The sequence below is a fragment of the Belliella pelovolcani genome, assembly GCF_900156785.1.
GTDB lineage: Bacteria > Bacteroidota > Bacteroidia > Cytophagales > Cyclobacteriaceae > Belliella > Belliella pelovolcani.
Genome location: NZ_FTOP01000001.1, coordinates 426798 through 441816 on the forward strand (window position 1 = coordinate 426798; position 15019 = coordinate 441816).

The 15019-nt window shown below is 37.9% G+C and carries 15 protein-coding genes; 3 read left to right on the plus strand and 12 right to left on the minus strand.

From position 1 onward, the window contains the following. Positions 1-3 precede the first annotated feature (3 nt). The 10 genes from BW935_RS01980 to BW935_RS02025 form a co-directional block, all read right to left on the minus strand. A complete protein-coding gene (locus tag BW935_RS01980) occupies positions 4-1146 on the minus strand; it encodes a BamA/TamA family outer membrane protein (protein ID WP_076498042.1) in 1143 nt (380 codons plus the stop codon). 39 nt (positions 1147-1185) lie between these two features. Then, positions 1186-3591 (minus strand): TonB-dependent receptor, encoded by a 2406-nt coding sequence (locus BW935_RS01985; RefSeq protein ID WP_076498045.1) that lies wholly within the window; start codon positions 3589-3591, stop codon positions 1186-1188. A 53-nt stretch (positions 3592-3644) separates the two neighbouring features. Beyond that, positions 3645-4370, minus strand: a complete 726-nt coding sequence (locus tag BW935_RS01990; protein WP_076498048.1) for a fatty acid desaturase — start codon at positions 4368-4370, stop codon at positions 3645-3647. A gap of 24 nt (positions 4371-4394) precedes the next feature. After that, positions 4395-5240, minus strand: coding sequence for a 4-hydroxy-3-methylbut-2-enyl diphosphate reductase (locus BW935_RS01995; RefSeq protein WP_175606623.1), 846 nt, complete (start codon positions 5238-5240; stop codon positions 4395-4397). A gap of 106 nt (positions 5241-5346) precedes the next feature. Then, positions 5347-6189: a phytoene/squalene synthase family protein gene (locus BW935_RS02000; RefSeq protein ID WP_076498051.1), complete on the minus strand. Its 843-nt coding sequence runs from the start codon at positions 6187-6189 to the stop codon at positions 5347-5349. A 22-nt stretch (positions 6190-6211) separates the two neighbouring features. Continuing rightward, positions 6212-7693 carry a phytoene desaturase family protein gene (locus BW935_RS02005; RefSeq protein ID WP_076498054.1) on the minus strand — a complete coding sequence of 494 codons (1482 nt, stop codon included), beginning with the start codon at positions 7691-7693 and terminating at the stop codon, positions 6212-6214. Between the two features lie 4 nt (positions 7694-7697). After that, positions 7698-8210, minus strand: a complete 513-nt coding sequence (locus BW935_RS02010; RefSeq protein WP_076498167.1) for an RNA polymerase sigma factor — start codon at positions 8208-8210, stop codon at positions 7698-7700. A 214-nt stretch (positions 8211-8424) separates the two neighbouring features. Further along, a complete protein-coding gene (locus BW935_RS02015; RefSeq protein WP_076498057.1) occupies positions 8425-9327 on the minus strand; it encodes a MerR family transcriptional regulator in 903 nt (300 codons plus the stop codon). Position 9328: 1 nt separating this feature from the next. Next, positions 9329-9763, minus strand: coding sequence for a sterol desaturase family protein (locus tag BW935_RS02020; protein WP_076498058.1), 435 nt, complete (start codon positions 9761-9763; stop codon positions 9329-9331). Between the two features lie 41 nt (positions 9764-9804). Then, the gene (locus tag BW935_RS02025; RefSeq protein WP_076498061.1) at positions 9805-10473 is read right to left on the minus strand and encodes a carotenoid biosynthesis protein; all 669 of its coding nucleotides are present in this window, start codon (positions 10471-10473) and stop codon (positions 9805-9807) included. Between the two features lie 107 nt (positions 10474-10580). Between BW935_RS02025 and BW935_RS02030 the strand changes: the two genes are divergently transcribed. Genes BW935_RS02030 through BW935_RS02040 form a run of 3 tightly spaced genes read left to right on the plus strand, consistent with a single transcriptional unit; the run spans position 10581 to position 11954 of the window. Beyond that, complete coding sequence (locus BW935_RS02030) at positions 10581-10883, plus strand: DUF4286 family protein (protein ID WP_076498063.1); 303 nt, start codon at positions 10581-10583, stop codon at positions 10881-10883. Between the two features lies 1 nt (position 10884). After that, entirely contained in the window at positions 10885-11349 is a 465-nt protein-coding gene (locus BW935_RS02035; RefSeq protein ID WP_076498065.1) for a TspO/MBR family protein, read from the plus strand. Positions 11350-11354: 5 nt separating this feature from the next. Next, a complete protein-coding gene (locus tag BW935_RS02040; protein WP_076498067.1) occupies positions 11355-11954 on the plus strand; it encodes a DNA-3-methyladenine glycosylase I in 600 nt (199 codons plus the stop codon). 37 nt (positions 11955-11991) lie between these two features. On the opposite strand, the gene BW935_RS02045 is transcribed toward BW935_RS02040, so the two are convergent. Beyond that, a complete protein-coding gene (locus BW935_RS02045) occupies positions 11992-14139 on the minus strand; it encodes a cation:proton antiporter (RefSeq protein WP_076498069.1) in 2148 nt (715 codons plus the stop codon). A gap of 90 nt (positions 14140-14229) precedes the next feature. Next, on the minus strand, positions 14230-14973 hold the full coding sequence (locus BW935_RS02050; protein ID WP_076498073.1) for a hypothetical protein: 744 nt from the start codon (positions 14971-14973) through the stop codon (positions 14230-14232). Positions 14974-15019: the final 46 nt, after the last annotated feature.

Sequence of the window (15019 nt, forward strand, 5' to 3'; positions counted from 1 at the left end):
TACTTAGAGCACTTCATTCAAACCAAAATAAAAAGCACGCTGATCTCCATAGGCAATATCAATTCTGATGTTCAGTCCATCTGGATTTAGTCGGTAACGGAACCCAATCCCCCCTCCAAACCGGGTGCGGTCCCAACCAAAATCACTGACACGATCTGCTACCTGGCCCGCACTTCCGAAAAACACCAATCCAAAATTGCGATAGACAGGAAGTCTGTATTCCAGCTGTTGAACGATCGCGTGATTGTCCCTATATCTTCCCTCAAAATACCCACGCATCAAATCACTCCCTCCAATCAGAGAAATGTGCTGAAACGGAGGATTTCCTGTGGTAAAACTCAAATAGCTTTGTATCGCTAAAACTTGATTATTGTAGGTGCTGATATATCTTCTAATGTCTATTGCATATTGGTCAAAAGTAAAATTGCTACCAATTGCAGATTGAAAGCTCATCCAAGAAAAGCTATTATTCCAACCTTTTTTTGGTTGAAATATATTGTCTCTTGTATCATAATTCAAAACCAACCCCAAACCAGAAAGTCTCTGTCCATTGGCTCCTGCTACGAGATTATTGTCGAGTATACCTCCCTCTTCCTTTTTGTAAATGTCATCTGATCGGAATTCATACCTTGGTCCCAAATAGAGACCCTTTACTAATTGCCGCTCATAATTTATATGGAAATAAATATATCGTGTAGCATAAAATTCTTCATTAGCTACGTCCAGATCATTCCCTATTCCATAAAATTTGAATGGATAATCAGTCAGTTCCAATCGAGCATTTAGATATTCCTTATTTTGATTAGACCAAAGCTCCAGCTCTGTTGTGAAAATGGCTTGGTTGTTCAACGTATACAAAAATGTAATTGGCAATGAAGATGGCCGAAGTAGTGGGTCTAAGTCTCCTTTATGTCTAAAAATTCTAATAGCTCTAGCTCCCAAGCCTAAGCTAGTCTCAGGGGAATATACCACTGCGGGAATAAAAGACCATTTTTCACCAGAGATAAGGTCAACTGTATTGTCTGCAAAATCAAAAAGTTTCTCAATAATCCTTGACTTGTGATTACCTGTATCAATTGAATCAAGCTCTTGAGCAAAAAGAGAAAAGCAAAAAAGCCATAAAAAAACTGCCGATATATATTTCATCGGCAGCAAAGTTACGGCTTCAGCTTATTCATACAAGCATTAAAATTCAATGATAATTCCAATGGTGGGCAATACAGTTCCAGCTGTGCTTCTGACCGATCTAATCAAGTACCTATTGGTATCATTGGGGTCAACATTGATGCCACCCTCTGGATTCCTGTTGGGAATCAATTCATCTGGTTGTTGTGCTTTGAAATTGTATGCGTTTTGTACATCAAAGTACCAGTTGAGATTCCACTTGTCGAAGAAATACTTTTTGTCAATTCTCAAATCCAGCTGATGAAAAGAATCTAAGCGTTGACCATTGATATTATTAAAATCCAATATTCCTCCTCCTCTCAAGTCCCAATTGCTTCTCAATGTAGAGGCCTGTATGTCGAATGGCGTATACGGCGCACCGCCTAAGAACCTCCATCTTCCTCCTATTTCCCAGTTCTTTCCGAATCTTTTACCTGCAGTCATGGTCACTATGAATCTATTGTCCCAAGAAGAAGGAATGAAGCCGTCTGTATTTGGATTGGTAAATTCACTTCTCACCAAGGTCACTGCTGCAATGCCATAAAAATTATTGAATAGACGCTGCTGAGCTAGAAACTCTATTCCATAAGCTCTTCCTTCAGCATTGGAAGCTACTGGTTCATTGCCTATCACTCCAAAATCAGCTCCTAAATTTGCCAGGGCAATGCCATTTCTGATGGAGGTTGGATAGTTATTGTAGTGCTTGTAAAATGCTTCAATTGTAAATCTCCTGTTTTTCTCGGGTAAAACTCTTTCGATTCCAGTGATCAGTTGACTTGACCTGATGAATCTGATATCATTTAGCTGATTGACCAATTCTCCCTCATTATTTCTAAACCCAAGAGCTGTGTAAGGTGGTTTTTGGTAATAAATCCCTCCATTGGCTGTCCAAAATAGATTGGGTTTAAATTGATAAGAAACAGAAAGTCTAGGACTGATCTGATTCAGGGGGTTTTGAGCTGTGAGTCCAAAATCACTTCCATCCATTCTCACCCCACCAGAAAGTAAGAGCCTCTCATCCTTAAAGGTTTTAGTTCCCGAAACAAAAGCTCCATAGCTATTAAAAAAAGCTGTATTGTTAATATTGATGATGCCCCCATCCTGCGAAAGTGAAGCCCTGTCAAAATTATTGATCAGGTATCTAGCAAATTCGTAATTGACGCCATATTTCAAGCTATAACCTTTACCGAAAATGCTGTTCTCTGCTCTAAACTTGTTTTCACTTTCCTGAGAAGTGTAGTCAAAGAGTAAGTTTGCCGCATCACTTTCGTCGTTATTGAGATATTTGTAGGCTTCATTGTTAAGCATATTCCTACTGAGAATAAAAGTCCAAAAGCCGTTTTGTCTGTATCTTTTCAGTTTAGCTCCAGTAGCATAATTCCATTGAGATGAAATCGGCAAATTGTCTAGTCTAAAAAGGCGCTCCTCTCTTTCTTCTTCTGTTTCATTATTTGGAACATCGAAGTTCAAGGCAAATTGATCAATGGCACCGACACCAATCAAGGTCAACTCTGTCTTGTCATTAAATTTTGTAGTTGTTTTGAATTGAAAGTCATTGAATGTAGGTAAAAATGGCAAACCCAAAAGCCTGAACAACCCTTGTAAGTAAGACCTTCGAGCAGATACAAGGTATGTGGTTTTTTCGCCTAAAGGCCCTTCATTAGAAAGCGTAAGTTCGCTTGCTCCTACTGTTAGTTGGGTAAACATTTTATCTCTTCGGCCCTCTTTGAGCTCAAATTCAAAAAATGAACTGAGTGCATTCATTCGGTTGGCTGGAAATCCACCAGTAACTACCTCTACATTTTTGATAAGGTTTACATTGAGGATGCCTACAGGGCCGCCAGAAGAACCCTGAGTAGCAAAGTGATTGATCACAGGAACTTCAATTTCGTCTATGAAGAATTTGTTTTCATTTGGAGCTCCACCTCTAATGATGATATCATTTCTGAAGCTAGCAGTACTCGCTACTCCTGGAAGGGATTGAATTACCCTGCTGATATCTCTATTGCCTCCAGGGTATCTTTCTATTTCGTTGGCATTCAATCTTCGGACAGAAAGTGGGGTTTCATCTGACCTGGAAAACTCCGAACTGACCACTACTTCATTCAAGTCCGAGGCTTCTTCTTCTAATTCAAAATCCAACTGGACGGCACGTGCACGCGTTACTTGGACTTCGAAAATAGTTTTGGACTTGAAGCCTACGAAGCTAGCCCTGACATTATATAATCCAGGATTAATTCCTTCAATCCTATATTTACCATTTTCATCTGAGACAGTGCCGATTTCAGTGCCTGTTATGACAATATTAGCAAATGGAACAGGTTCATTATTTACAGGATTTTTGACTGTACCTTGGATGATTCCACCTTGTCCGTATAAGTTTGAAGAAATAAATAAAAAGCAGATAATCGAGTATATAAGTTTCATAGGCTGAGATTAACAGATACCTAATCTATTTCAACTTATAAAAGTTTAGAAAATTACTGGTTTTTTTCTGTGAGTTGGAGATTCTCCTCTTTGACTTGCCACAATCTCCACCATGGAGTGCCTGGAGAATCATGATGCTCGAAGTGATATCCGAAAAAATAACAGGTCACAAAAGCCCATAAATGATTCTTTTCTTGCGTATGCGAATGATGCACATTGTCAGATTCACCCATGTGTGGTCTGTATGTTCCAAAATAAAATAGCTGCAAGGTGGCCAAAATCGCCGGTAGCATCCAAAATACAATTAGGTTTTCAGTGGGAAGAAAAAGTTTGAGGATATTGAACGTCACAGCCATAAGCAAAATTTGCCATATGGTAACGTATTGCCTGATAAAGCTCAAATACCAAATGAAGAAATTTCCAGAAGCATGGTAATCTGGGTCTTTGTCAGTAGCGACGTATCGGTGATGTTCGTGATGCTTCGGAAAAAGCTTCCAATAAAAGTTATAAGAAAATAATATGGCACTTAACCAACCAAATGCATGATTGACTCTCTTATTCCTTGATACCAAGCCATGCATCGCATCATGGGCAGTGATAAAAAGCCCCGTGTACAAATGGGTCTGAATCAAAATACCCAAATAGGTGAGCGGATTCGTCCAGTTCAATTCAAAAAAAAGCAATATGACTAGGGAAATAGCCCACAAAATGATGATTAAAGAGGCGATGATAATTCCCTTGGGATCTATATCAGATGTATGATTGATGAATTTAGGCACAAATAAAGGTAAGCAGAATCTTGGTTAGAAAGTATCCAATTTTGCTTTTACTTGCTCCATCAGCCACATGGGTGTAGAAGTGGCGCCGCAGATACCAACCGTGTCATTAGGCGAAAACCAAGTTGGACATACTTGATCTTGATTGGAAACAAAGTAAGTGTTAGGATTCTTTTCTTTACATACATTATAAAGCACCTTCCCATTGGAAGACTTGGTTCCACTGACGAAGACGATTTTATCAAACTTCTCGGCAAAAGCTCTCAGTTCTTTGTCCCTATTCGAAACTTGGCGACAAATGGTGTCATTGGTATTGACTGTGATGCCATTGTCTTTCAGTATTTCATTGATTTCGTAGAACTTATCAGTGCTTTTCGTAGTCTGACTGTAAAGTGTCAAATTTTTTGGCAGAGACTCAATGTCTAATTCTGAAATATCCTGAAAAACTACCGCTTTGTTGTTGGTTTGTCCCAGTAAGCCTACTACCTCGGCATGACCGTGCTTCCCGTAGATATAAATAGTTTCTTCTTTATCGAAAGAATTCTTGATCCTATTCTGAAGTTTCAATACGACAGGGCAACTGGCGTCTATAAGCGTTAAGTTATTTTTGATAGATAGTTCGTAGGTAGACGGTGGCTCACCGTGAGCTCTAATCAAAACTTTTTCATTGACCAAGTCATGTAATTCATCATGATTGATGATTTTGAGACCTTTGGCTGTTAGCCTATTTACCTCTTCGTCATTGTGAACGATATCTCCAAGACAATACAGATAACCCTGCTCATCGAGGATTTCTTCTGCCATTTCAATAGCATACACCACTCCAAAACAAAAACCTGAGTGTTGATCTATATGTACTTGAAGATTCATCATAGGCTATTAACTTAAAGCTTGTTCAAATGTTTCGATGGATTATATCAGTGTTCTGTTAATTAATTCGATCTTTATTGATAATTCTATAAGAAAGAAAAAAACTCCCTTAAGCCCAACCAAGCTTCATACCGAAGTAAGTGCCGAGCAATAGTGAAAGTTTTCTAGCATTTGGAATTCTGATTCTTTGTTGTGTGATGGTTTCAGGAGGCAAAGCTTTGATTTTATCGAAGAGCTTTTGATAATAGAGATAAGCTACTTTTACACCCATTTTTGCACCAGATGGGAGCTGATTGATTCCAATCAAAGCTTCATCAAAATCTTTTTGTATATCCTCTTCGATCATCTCTTTGGCAGACTTATCAAAAGTCATGAAGTCCACACCTGGAAAATAGACTCTCCCTCGCTCTTCATAATCACTCTTGATATCTCTCAGGAAGTTTACCTTTTGAAATGCTGCGCCCAACTTACAGGCTGGATCTTTTAACCTCTGATATTTTGCTTCGTCCCCTTCGCAGAATACTTTCAAACACATCAGACCAACAACCTCAGCAGAACCATAGATATATTCGTGGTACTTGGAATCATTGTAAGTTTTGAAGTCCAAATCCATTTCCATGCTATGGAGAAATGCTTCAATCAAATCCCTATCAATATTATACTGGTTGACAATTATTTGAAATGCATGCAGCACTGGATTGAGACTAATTTTTTCACTGATCGCTTTGTAAGTATCCTGCTTGAATAATTCCAACAAGGATTTTTTGTCCTGATCGTGAAATGTATCTACAATTTCGTCTGCATATCTGACAAACCCATAAATAGCATATATAGGCATATGGTACTTCTTATCGAGTGTTTTGATACCCAAAGTAAAGCTTGTGCTGTACCGTTGTGTAATCAGCCGACTACACTCGAAGGTGGTTTGGTCAAAAAGCGCTTTTGCATCCATCATGGATAATATACCATTTTATTTACAAATTGTTTTCTTTCATCACCTCTTTGGCCACAACATGTCCAGAGATCAAGGAAGGTGGAACGCCTGGACCTGGTACTGTCAGTTGACCTGTGTAATAGAGGTTCTTAACTTTCTTGTTTTTCAATGAAGGCTTCAATATAGCAGTTTGTAACAAAGTATTCGCAAGACCATATGCATTTCCTTTAAATGCATGATAATCAGACTTGAAATCTTTGTGGGCATAGGATCGCTTATATACCACATGGCTTCTTACTTCTTGTCCTGTGAGCCGCTCAAGTCGGTCCATGATAATATTATAATATTTCTCTCTCATCTCTTCAGTATCTTCCAAATCTGGAGCTAAAGGAACTAGTAGAAAAAGGTTTTCCATTCCCTCAGGAGCTACAGTAGGATCGGTCTTTGAAGGAACTGAAGCATAAAACAATGGTTTCTCAGGCCATCTTGGATTGGTATAGATGGCATCCGCATGAGGCCCTAGAGGTTCATCAAAAAAAAGATTATGATGACGAAGGTTATCAAGCTTTTTATTTACCCCTAGGTAGAAAAGCAAGCTACCCGGAGCCATCACACGTTTATCCCAATATTTTTCATCGTAGTTTCTGTAAGCAGGCTCTAATACTTTTTGATCGATATGATTATAATCAGCACCAGCCACGACCACATCTGCGTCAAACTTTCTTCCATCTTTGGTAAATACAGCCTTTGCAATGCCATTTTGAATGCCTATGGAAGTCACCTCAGCATCATAATGGAATTTCACACCTTTTTCCTCAGCCAGCTTCACCATACCTTCTATGATCTTGTGCATACCGCCATCCGGATACCAAGTTCCTAATGCGATATCAGCATAATTCATCAAGGAGTAAAGTGCAGGTATATTTTGTGCTGTTTCCCCTAAGAACAAAACTGGGAACTCCATAAGGCGGATGATTTTGTCTTCCTTGAAAAACTTGCGGACATGCTTGGACATGGATTGGAAAATATCCATTCTAATCATGTCTAATAAAAGACCAGGACTTGTGAATTCAAAAATTGAGCGACTTGGTCTATATACCAAATCTTTTATTCCAACTTCATATTTATAAGCTGCCTGCTTCAAAAACTCATCTAGTTTAGGGCCAACTCCTGGTTCTATTGTCTCTAACAGGGATCTGAATGCAGCAAGATTCGCAGGAATATCCATAAAATCATTGTCACCAAATACTACCGTGTAAGAAGGATCCAACCTGATGAGATCGTAGTAGTCCGAGGGCTTCTTGCCAAAATGTCCAAAATAAGTTTCAAAAACATCTGGCATCCAATACCAACTAGGACCCATATCAAAAACAAAACCCTCGGCTTCGAACTTTCTGGCTCTACCACCGGGGGTACTGTTTTTCTCAAGGAGTGATACATTATAACCTTGATTTGCAAGGTGTGTGGCGGCTGAGAGTCCAGCAAAACCAGACCCTATGACCACTACATTTTTTATTGACATATGCTTAATTTTTGTGTCTGTACACGTGAAGATCGTCTTTTAAAATCTTTCTGGCAATATGTATTCTATTTTTTACTGTTCCGATTGGAATCTCAAGTTTTTCGGCTATTTCGTGATATTTAAAACCACGGTAATGCATCATAAAAGGAGTTTTGTAGACATCATCTAGGTTTTCGATGGCTTCATAGATATCGTCCATTGCAAAATCTCCATAGGCTCCATTTTCAACCAGAACATCACCTGAATTGATGTAGTGTAAGTTATCAGTAGTATCAACAAAAGTACCCCTTCTTACCATTCTTTGATAATTGGTAATGAAGGTGTTTTTCATAATCGTATACAACCAAGCCTTCAAGTTAGTACCCTCAGTAAATTTGTCTCTGTTTGTGAAGGCCTTCACCATCGTGTCTTGCATCAAGTCGTTTGCATCATCCATATCTCTGGTCAATTTCAAAGCAAATGGCTTCAAAGAGCTAGAGAGCTTGTTTAGTGAGTAACTGAATTCTAGAGTTGTCATGGCTTTTTGTTTTTGTTGAATCAAATATATAAATGATTAAACAAACTCCAAAACATTTTGTGGAATATTTTTTATTTTTTGTTAAACAAAAAGCCTAGTACTCATAACATAGAATTAATATACTCCTCAAAATCGCCTTTTTAAGTGTATATACATGCTTTTTAATAAAAAAACAGACCTGAAGGTCTGTTTAACTTTTTTTGTTAATGTTTAATTATTTTTCTTGAGATATCAATTCCATCTCTTCTATATACTCTTTGATCTCTCGGATGTAATTCATGGTTTTGACATTTTTCGGGAATCTCAAGTCTTGACCGATGATCTGGTAGCCTGACAAGATTATTTCAGACTCTTGATACATAGAGGCAAGGTTATCAATATACTCTTGTACCTGCTCAGCACTAGGTGCTGTAGTGATTACAGTCATCAGGTAATCCGGCTTGTGCATCTTATACACCAATTCCAAATCAGCCCTTGGCGTACTTTGACCCAAATAGATTACTTTATGTCCTTTCAACTTGATCAAATAGGCAGCAAACAACAAAGAGATTTCATGTAGTTCACCTTCAGGCAAGAATAGTAAAAACTTTTTGCCTCCACCTTTATAAACTTGACCATCTATGGCAACGATAAGCTTTTGTCTAACCAAGTTACTGATGAAGTGTTCTTGTGCAGGGTTGATCGCCCCGGTCTGCCATAGTACACCTATCTTGGACATGAATGGATAGACAATGTTTAACATCGTCTGTTCAAAGCCAATTTTTAGGATGTTTGTAGAAAGCACTTTATCAAATCGCTCCTCTTCCATTTCGATCATAGAAATAGTAAGCGCATGAATCTGATCATCGTGGGTAAGTGTTCGCTCTGTAAGTTTTACTACCTCTTCACGAATTTCAGCAATATCCATTTTAGCAATCTTACTGATTTTATAGCCATTGTCATTGAGTAGGGCTACATTCAGGATCAGCTTCAAATCATCATCATCGTAATACCTGATATTCGTATCCGTCCGCTTGGGAGAAAGCAAGCTGTAGCGTTGCTCCCAAATACGAAGCGTATGTGCCTTGATGCCAGAAAGCTGTTCAAGATCCTTGATAGAATAGGTACTTACGTTCATCTTATTTAAAATATTTTTTTGGTACTATAAACAACCCAAAGGACACAGCATCATTTTTTTTATTGGTAGCATGATGCGCCTGATGGGCTTTGAAAATCCCCCTAAGAAAAGAATTCTTAGGTTTATCAAACCATTTCAATCTGCGATGAATCAATACATCATGCAAAAAGAAATAGCTGATTCCGTATAAACTAATTCCAGTCCCCATCCAAAACCTATAATCAAGTTCTGATAGTCCAAGTATTATCAATATGATAGCGATGCTTCCAAAAAGCAAAGAAAACAAGTCATTGAGTTCAAAATAGGACTTTGAAGGCTGATGATGTGTCTTATGAATATTCCACAAAGGTCCATGCATGATGTATTTGTGAATAAACCAACCGGAAAATTCCATTACAGCAAAACCCAGTATAGTAAATAAGATCGCATTCATCATAGGGGTAACTAGTTAGGGGGTGTTTTGTTTAAGCTTGTTTTTTACAACAAAATATTCAGCAAGATAAAGAATATCGTGAGATTGATCAAAAGATATAGAGACAGTGGATTTTGCTTTTCAAAACTCAATTTTCTATAGATCAGGTGAATAAGAAAAGCAACACCAAACCATCCGATAAAATTACTTAGTGGGATGACATCATTTTCCCAAGTCCAAAAATCTAGCTTCACAGCTACTGGCTCTATCAAATAATCCAACACAACCATCATCAGTGACGCGATGGCAGCCGCCAGAAAGTTATTGTGTATTTTACCGTGCAATACACCTCCTGTCAAGTAGACCAACAAAAGCCAATTCACTCCTATTAACAAAGGCACTTCAAGCATTTGGAAACCTAAGACAGGACCGTAACTATAGTTTCCAAACGGAAACCCTGTATGTACGCCCATTACTTCCGAGCCATACCCAATTGTGAAGGAGATGATCATAAAGCCAATAAAGGCCTTATTCCATTCTTTGTGAAATACTAATAAAAGTATGGTACTCAAAAGCAAATGAAAAGGAGTCAGAAGTTGAAAGTAAGGTCTCAACACTGGTAGACTCATTCCCATCACTCCTACCAAATGAAAAATGGTAATGGCAATCTTAAAAAGTAAAACTTTATTGCTGAAGATAGCAGTCAATCTATCTGAAAGTGTATTGTTTTTCATGTGATGCTGAGAATCTGTACTTGCTCTTGGGAGGATTATGCAGGAATAAACAGGTCAAACCAATAAATGTTGGTAAATTTGTGCCGTAAAAATAAAGATTAAAACGGATGATACTATATAATATAACTGTCAATGTAGAAAAGGATGTGGAACAAGACTGGGTCACTTGGATGAAAGAAACCCATATTCCAGAAGTACTAGCCACAGATAAATTCGTAGAAAATAAGCTTTTTAGAATCATGCACGACTCAGAAGATGGTGGGGTGAATTACTCTGTACAATACTTTGCCAAAAACATGGAGCAGGTGATGGCTTATCAGCATCAATATTTTGATCAGCATAATGCAGTGGTACAAAAGAAATTCCCAAAAAAATTAGCGATCTTCATGACCTTACTGGAAATGGTCTAATATGAAAAACTGGCAAAAACTCGTCATTGCAATCTTAATCCCACAAGTTTCTGGGGTATTGGGGGCATTGGTCACAGTGTCCTCTGTAGGAAGCTGGTATCAGACGATCAATAAGCCTAGCTTCAATCCTCCTTCTTGGATCTTTGGGCCTGTATGGACGTCCTTGTATATTATGATTGGAATTTCACTTTATTTGATATGGAAATCCAATCACCCTTTCAAGAAAAAAGCGATGTGGCTGTTTGGAATTCAGATGGTGTTGAACACACTATGGTCTCCAGCATTCTTTGGATTAGAGTCCCCGCTCTTAGGATTGATAGTTATCATTCCACTTTGGGTTTCTATTTTGGCATGTATCAAGGTATTTAAACCCATCAGCAATTTGGCTGCTTATTTATTTATCCCTTACTTTTTATGGGTTAGCTTCGCGACATTGCTCAATGCTAGTATTTGGTACTTGAACTGATAGATATGCCCATCCTCCCTCAAGACCCCAACAAATATAGATGTCCATGGTGCATGGGCTTTGAGGAATATATAGCCTATCATGACAAGGAGTGGGGTGTACCTGTCTATGATGATCGTGTTCATTTTGAGTTTTTGATATTAGAGAGTGCGCAGGCAGGTTTAAGCTGGTCCACTATTTTGAAAAAGCGAACAGGTTACAAAGAAGCATTTGCTGATTTTGACTATAAAGTAGTTGCAGACTTGCCAGAAGGTTATATTCAAGAATTGCTCAGCAACCCTGGCATCATCCGCAATGAACTTAAGATTCGCTCAGCAGTGAATAATGCGCGCCGATTTATGGAAGTTCAGAGTGAATTTGGGAGTTTTAGCCATTATATCTGGGACTTTGTCAATGGCAAAGTGATTGATCGTGCTGCAAAAAGTATGGAAATGGTACCTGCAACCACGCCTGAATCTGATCGTTTGGCCAAGGACCTCAAAAAGCGTGGGTTTAAATTTCTCGGCAGTACTACAATCTATGCCCATATGCAAGCCACAGGATTGGTAAATGACCACCTAACTTCTTGCTTTCGCTACGAAGAGGTCAAATTACTGGCTAGGTGAACAAAACTACTTACTAGTACACAGAGCTTTTCAATATTTACTTTCTTTTAAATAATCTTACAAGTGTTTTTCCTATCTCATCCAACTTTTCAAGCGGCTCTATAAAAGTTGGGTTTTTCAAATCAATAGAAGAATCATCAGTGACACCAGCCTGCATAGGAAAAATAAGAATGTAGCTGGTTTCTTTAAAGTATTTATTAAGATACAGAGGGATTTTATTCATGTTATTGTGGTAGGAAGCCTTATCCTTTCTGCTCATCACAATGATTAGGTTATCATTTTTATGAAAATCTCTTGACAAAATTAAAAAGTCATCCCATTCATCAAAGTCGTGCATTTCAGCTTCTATAGGATGTTTGGCTTGAATTTCTTTAATCATAGCTAAGCTTTCACCAGTAGCATAAAAAACCAGTTTTGCACCAGAGTTTCTAGCAATATTCCATACTTTGATGATCCAAAATGGAAATCCTATTTCCCTTTCGGCATGCTTTGGAACTATAATGATATGCCTTTTAATGGTACCAAAAGGCTGAGCAGGTTTATATATTAATGTAGTGGTATTGCATTTCGTCAAAATGCCTTCTGTAAGATGTCCTAGGAAAGAGTCTGATATTCCCTTTTTTACATGTAATCCTAGAATAAGGTCTGTGATTTTGTGTTCTTTTACAACACTCGTAATTCCATTTACAATGTTTAAATCATAACGAAGCAGCTGATTGAGGTGATTATCTGTAGCTGATGCGGTAACGGCGGCTTGATTAAGTATTTTTTTAGCATTTTTGTCAGCAGTTCCATCCGTTGAATTGTTGTCAATAATACTTAGTCCATAAAGACCACTATTGTTTATTTTTGATTTGATTGTAACGCCAAGATTTACAAGTTCATCTGTAGTCTCAATATTACTGATGGGGATCAATATTTTTTCTTGACTATCTTGATCATCTATTTCATTCTCTGTGGCTTCCGACAAGGCGATATTCTTAGCTCCTTTTTGAGCTACAAAAGAAGCAATAGTACAAGTAAATAAGATCATCAAAATTGTTCCATTTAAGATACTTTCGCTGAGCAATCTTATAGGTTGGCCTGAGGCGCTTTCACCTAACACAATATTATAACCAACCAATACAGCTGCTAAAGTTGCTGCTGCTTGTGCATTACTCAATCCAAAAATCAAACGTCTTTGATCTAATGTGAAATTGTAGGTTTTCTGAGTTAACCAAGCTGCTAAAAATTTGGCTAATGTCGCTACTATAATCATTACTGAAGCAACCTTGATCGTTTCTAAGTCTTTGAAAAAAGCTCTATAATCAATTAGCATCCCTACACCAATCAAGAAAAAGGGAATAAAAATCGCATTGCCGACGAACTCTATCCTATTCATCAAAGGCGAAGTATGAGGAATCAAGCGGTTCAATGCCAAGCCAGCTAGGAAAGCACCAATAATAGCCTCAATACCTGCAATTTCTGCGAGCACAGCCCCTAGAAAAACCATTACCAATACAAATATATACTGAGACACATTGTCATCGTATCTTTTGAAAAACCAACGCCCAATCATTGGAAAAAGCAACATGACAACTAAAGCAAATACTGTGATTGACAAAGAAAGCTTGACCCAGAACTCAGTATTTACTTCTCCTGTGGTCATTCCTACTATTACAGCCAGCACCAATAAGGCAAGTGTATCTGTAATCATTGTCCCCCCGACTGTGATATTAACCGCTTTGTTTTTTGCAACTCCTAATTTACTGATCAAGGGATAAGCAATAAGTGTATGAGAAGCAAACATACTTGCAAGCAGTATAGAAGTGTAAATTGAAAAATTCAGGATATACAAACCTGAAAGTGTACCTAGTAACATAGGAATAATAAATGTATATAATCCAAAGACAATACTCTTCTTACTGTTTTTCTTAAAATCAGCTAAGTCTATCTCTAAACCTGCTAAAAACATAATGTATAGCAGTCCCGCGGTGCCTGAAAGTATGATGCTACTATCTCTTTGCATCAGATTAAACCCATTTGGACCAATGACAGCCCCCGCAATAATCAATCCCAACAAATGTGGTATCTTGATCTTATTGAGAATAATTGGGGCAAACAAAATGATAATTAGTATTAGAAGAAACTTCAATACTGGATTTGTAAGTGGCAGACTCGTGTCAAAAGCAAGTAGAAATAACATCGAAGTTTTAAATTATTTGGAAAATTCTAGCCAAAAAATATCCCAACCAAATAAAGTTGGGATCGAATTTTTAGACTAGGAATAGCTTTATCAGTTTGGCTTTGTATAAGCATCTGCATACTTGGACCAGATTTCATAGATTGGACTTCCTGTGGAACTCATTCCGCTATGGTGCCATTCTCCATCGATCACTTCATAATTGAATTCTAAGCTAGCACCAACACGACTATCGTCTCTAGAGAAGTACTCAATGTTTTCTACATATTTTCCATCCTTGGCTGTATAAGTTCCTCCACCTGTTCCTGAAAACTGCTTGGTTTCTGAATTGAAGGCAATCCATTGAAAATGTCCACCACTAAGAATTTTCACAGTTCTCCTTGCTCCTGGTGTGGATCTACTTATTTCACCATCTCTTTGTCTACCAGTAAAAACCCAGTTTCTTGTCAGGTCATCTTTAGCGTCACTTATTTTTGACCAGATCTGCACATCAGCTTTCCCTCCTTTTTCTACAGAAGTGACAATTTTGCCATCTACCATATCAAGGGAATATTCTACTGTTATTCCGATCAAATCTTCCTCTTCAGTATTGAAGTCAAATGTTTCGGTGTAGTAATTATCTCGAAGTGAGAATTCTCCTCCACCAGCCCCTAGAAATTTATTGGTTAAGGACTCTTTGGATCCATAGGAGAAATAACCGTCTTGAAAGATTTTTACCACTGTTTTCTCTGTGACTTCTTTTCCATTTTGATGGGTCAGTTTCCAAGCACCTTCTAAGGTCTGACCGATAACTGTACCCATTACAAACAAAAGCGGTAGTATCAATATTTTTTTCATTAGATGTATGGTTTAGGTTTAGATTTCTAAATTACCAATAAATAAG

Coding starts and splice junctions, on each gene's coding strand:
- BW935_RS01980 (WP_076498042.1), bottom strand. CDS start 1,146: ATGAAATATATATCGGCAGTTTTTTTATGGCTTTTTTGCTTTTCTCTT.
- BW935_RS01985 (WP_076498045.1), bottom strand. CDS start 3,591: ATGAAACTTATATACTCGATTATCTGCTTTTTATTTATTTCTTCAAAC.
- BW935_RS01995 (WP_175606623.1), bottom strand. CDS start 5,240: ATGATGAATCTTCAAGTACATATAGATCAACACTCAGGTTTTTGTTTT.
- BW935_RS02000 (WP_076498051.1), bottom strand. CDS start 6,189: ATGGATGCAAAAGCGCTTTTTGACCAAACCACCTTCGAGTGTAGTCGG.
- BW935_RS02005 (WP_076498054.1), bottom strand. CDS start 7,693: ATGTCAATAAAAAATGTAGTGGTCATAGGGTCTGGTTTTGCTGGACTC.
- BW935_RS02010 (WP_076498167.1), bottom strand. CDS start 8,210: ATGACAACTCTAGAATTCAGTTACTCACTAAACAAGCTCTCTAGCTCT.
- BW935_RS02015 (WP_076498057.1), bottom strand. CDS start 9,327: ATGAACGTAAGTACCTATTCTATCAAGGATCTTGAACAGCTTTCTGGC.
- BW935_RS02020 (WP_076498058.1), bottom strand. CDS start 9,763: ATGATGAATGCGATCTTATTTACTATACTGGGTTTTGCTGTAATGGAA.
- BW935_RS02025 (WP_076498061.1), bottom strand. CDS start 10,473: ATGAAAAACAATACACTTTCAGATAGATTGACTGCTATCTTCAGCAAT.
- BW935_RS02030 (WP_076498063.1), top strand. CDS start 10,581: ATGATACTATATAATATAACTGTCAATGTAGAAAAGGATGTGGAACAA.
- BW935_RS02035 (WP_076498065.1), top strand. CDS start 10,885: ATGAAAAACTGGCAAAAACTCGTCATTGCAATCTTAATCCCACAAGTT.
- BW935_RS02040 (WP_076498067.1), top strand. CDS start 11,355: ATGCCCATCCTCCCTCAAGACCCCAACAAATATAGATGTCCATGGTGC.
- BW935_RS02045 (WP_076498069.1), bottom strand. CDS start 14,139: ATGTTATTTCTACTTGCTTTTGACACGAGTCTGCCACTTACAAATCCA.
- BW935_RS02050 (WP_076498073.1), bottom strand. CDS start 14,973: ATGAAAAAAATATTGATACTACCGCTTTTGTTTGTAATGGGTACAGTT.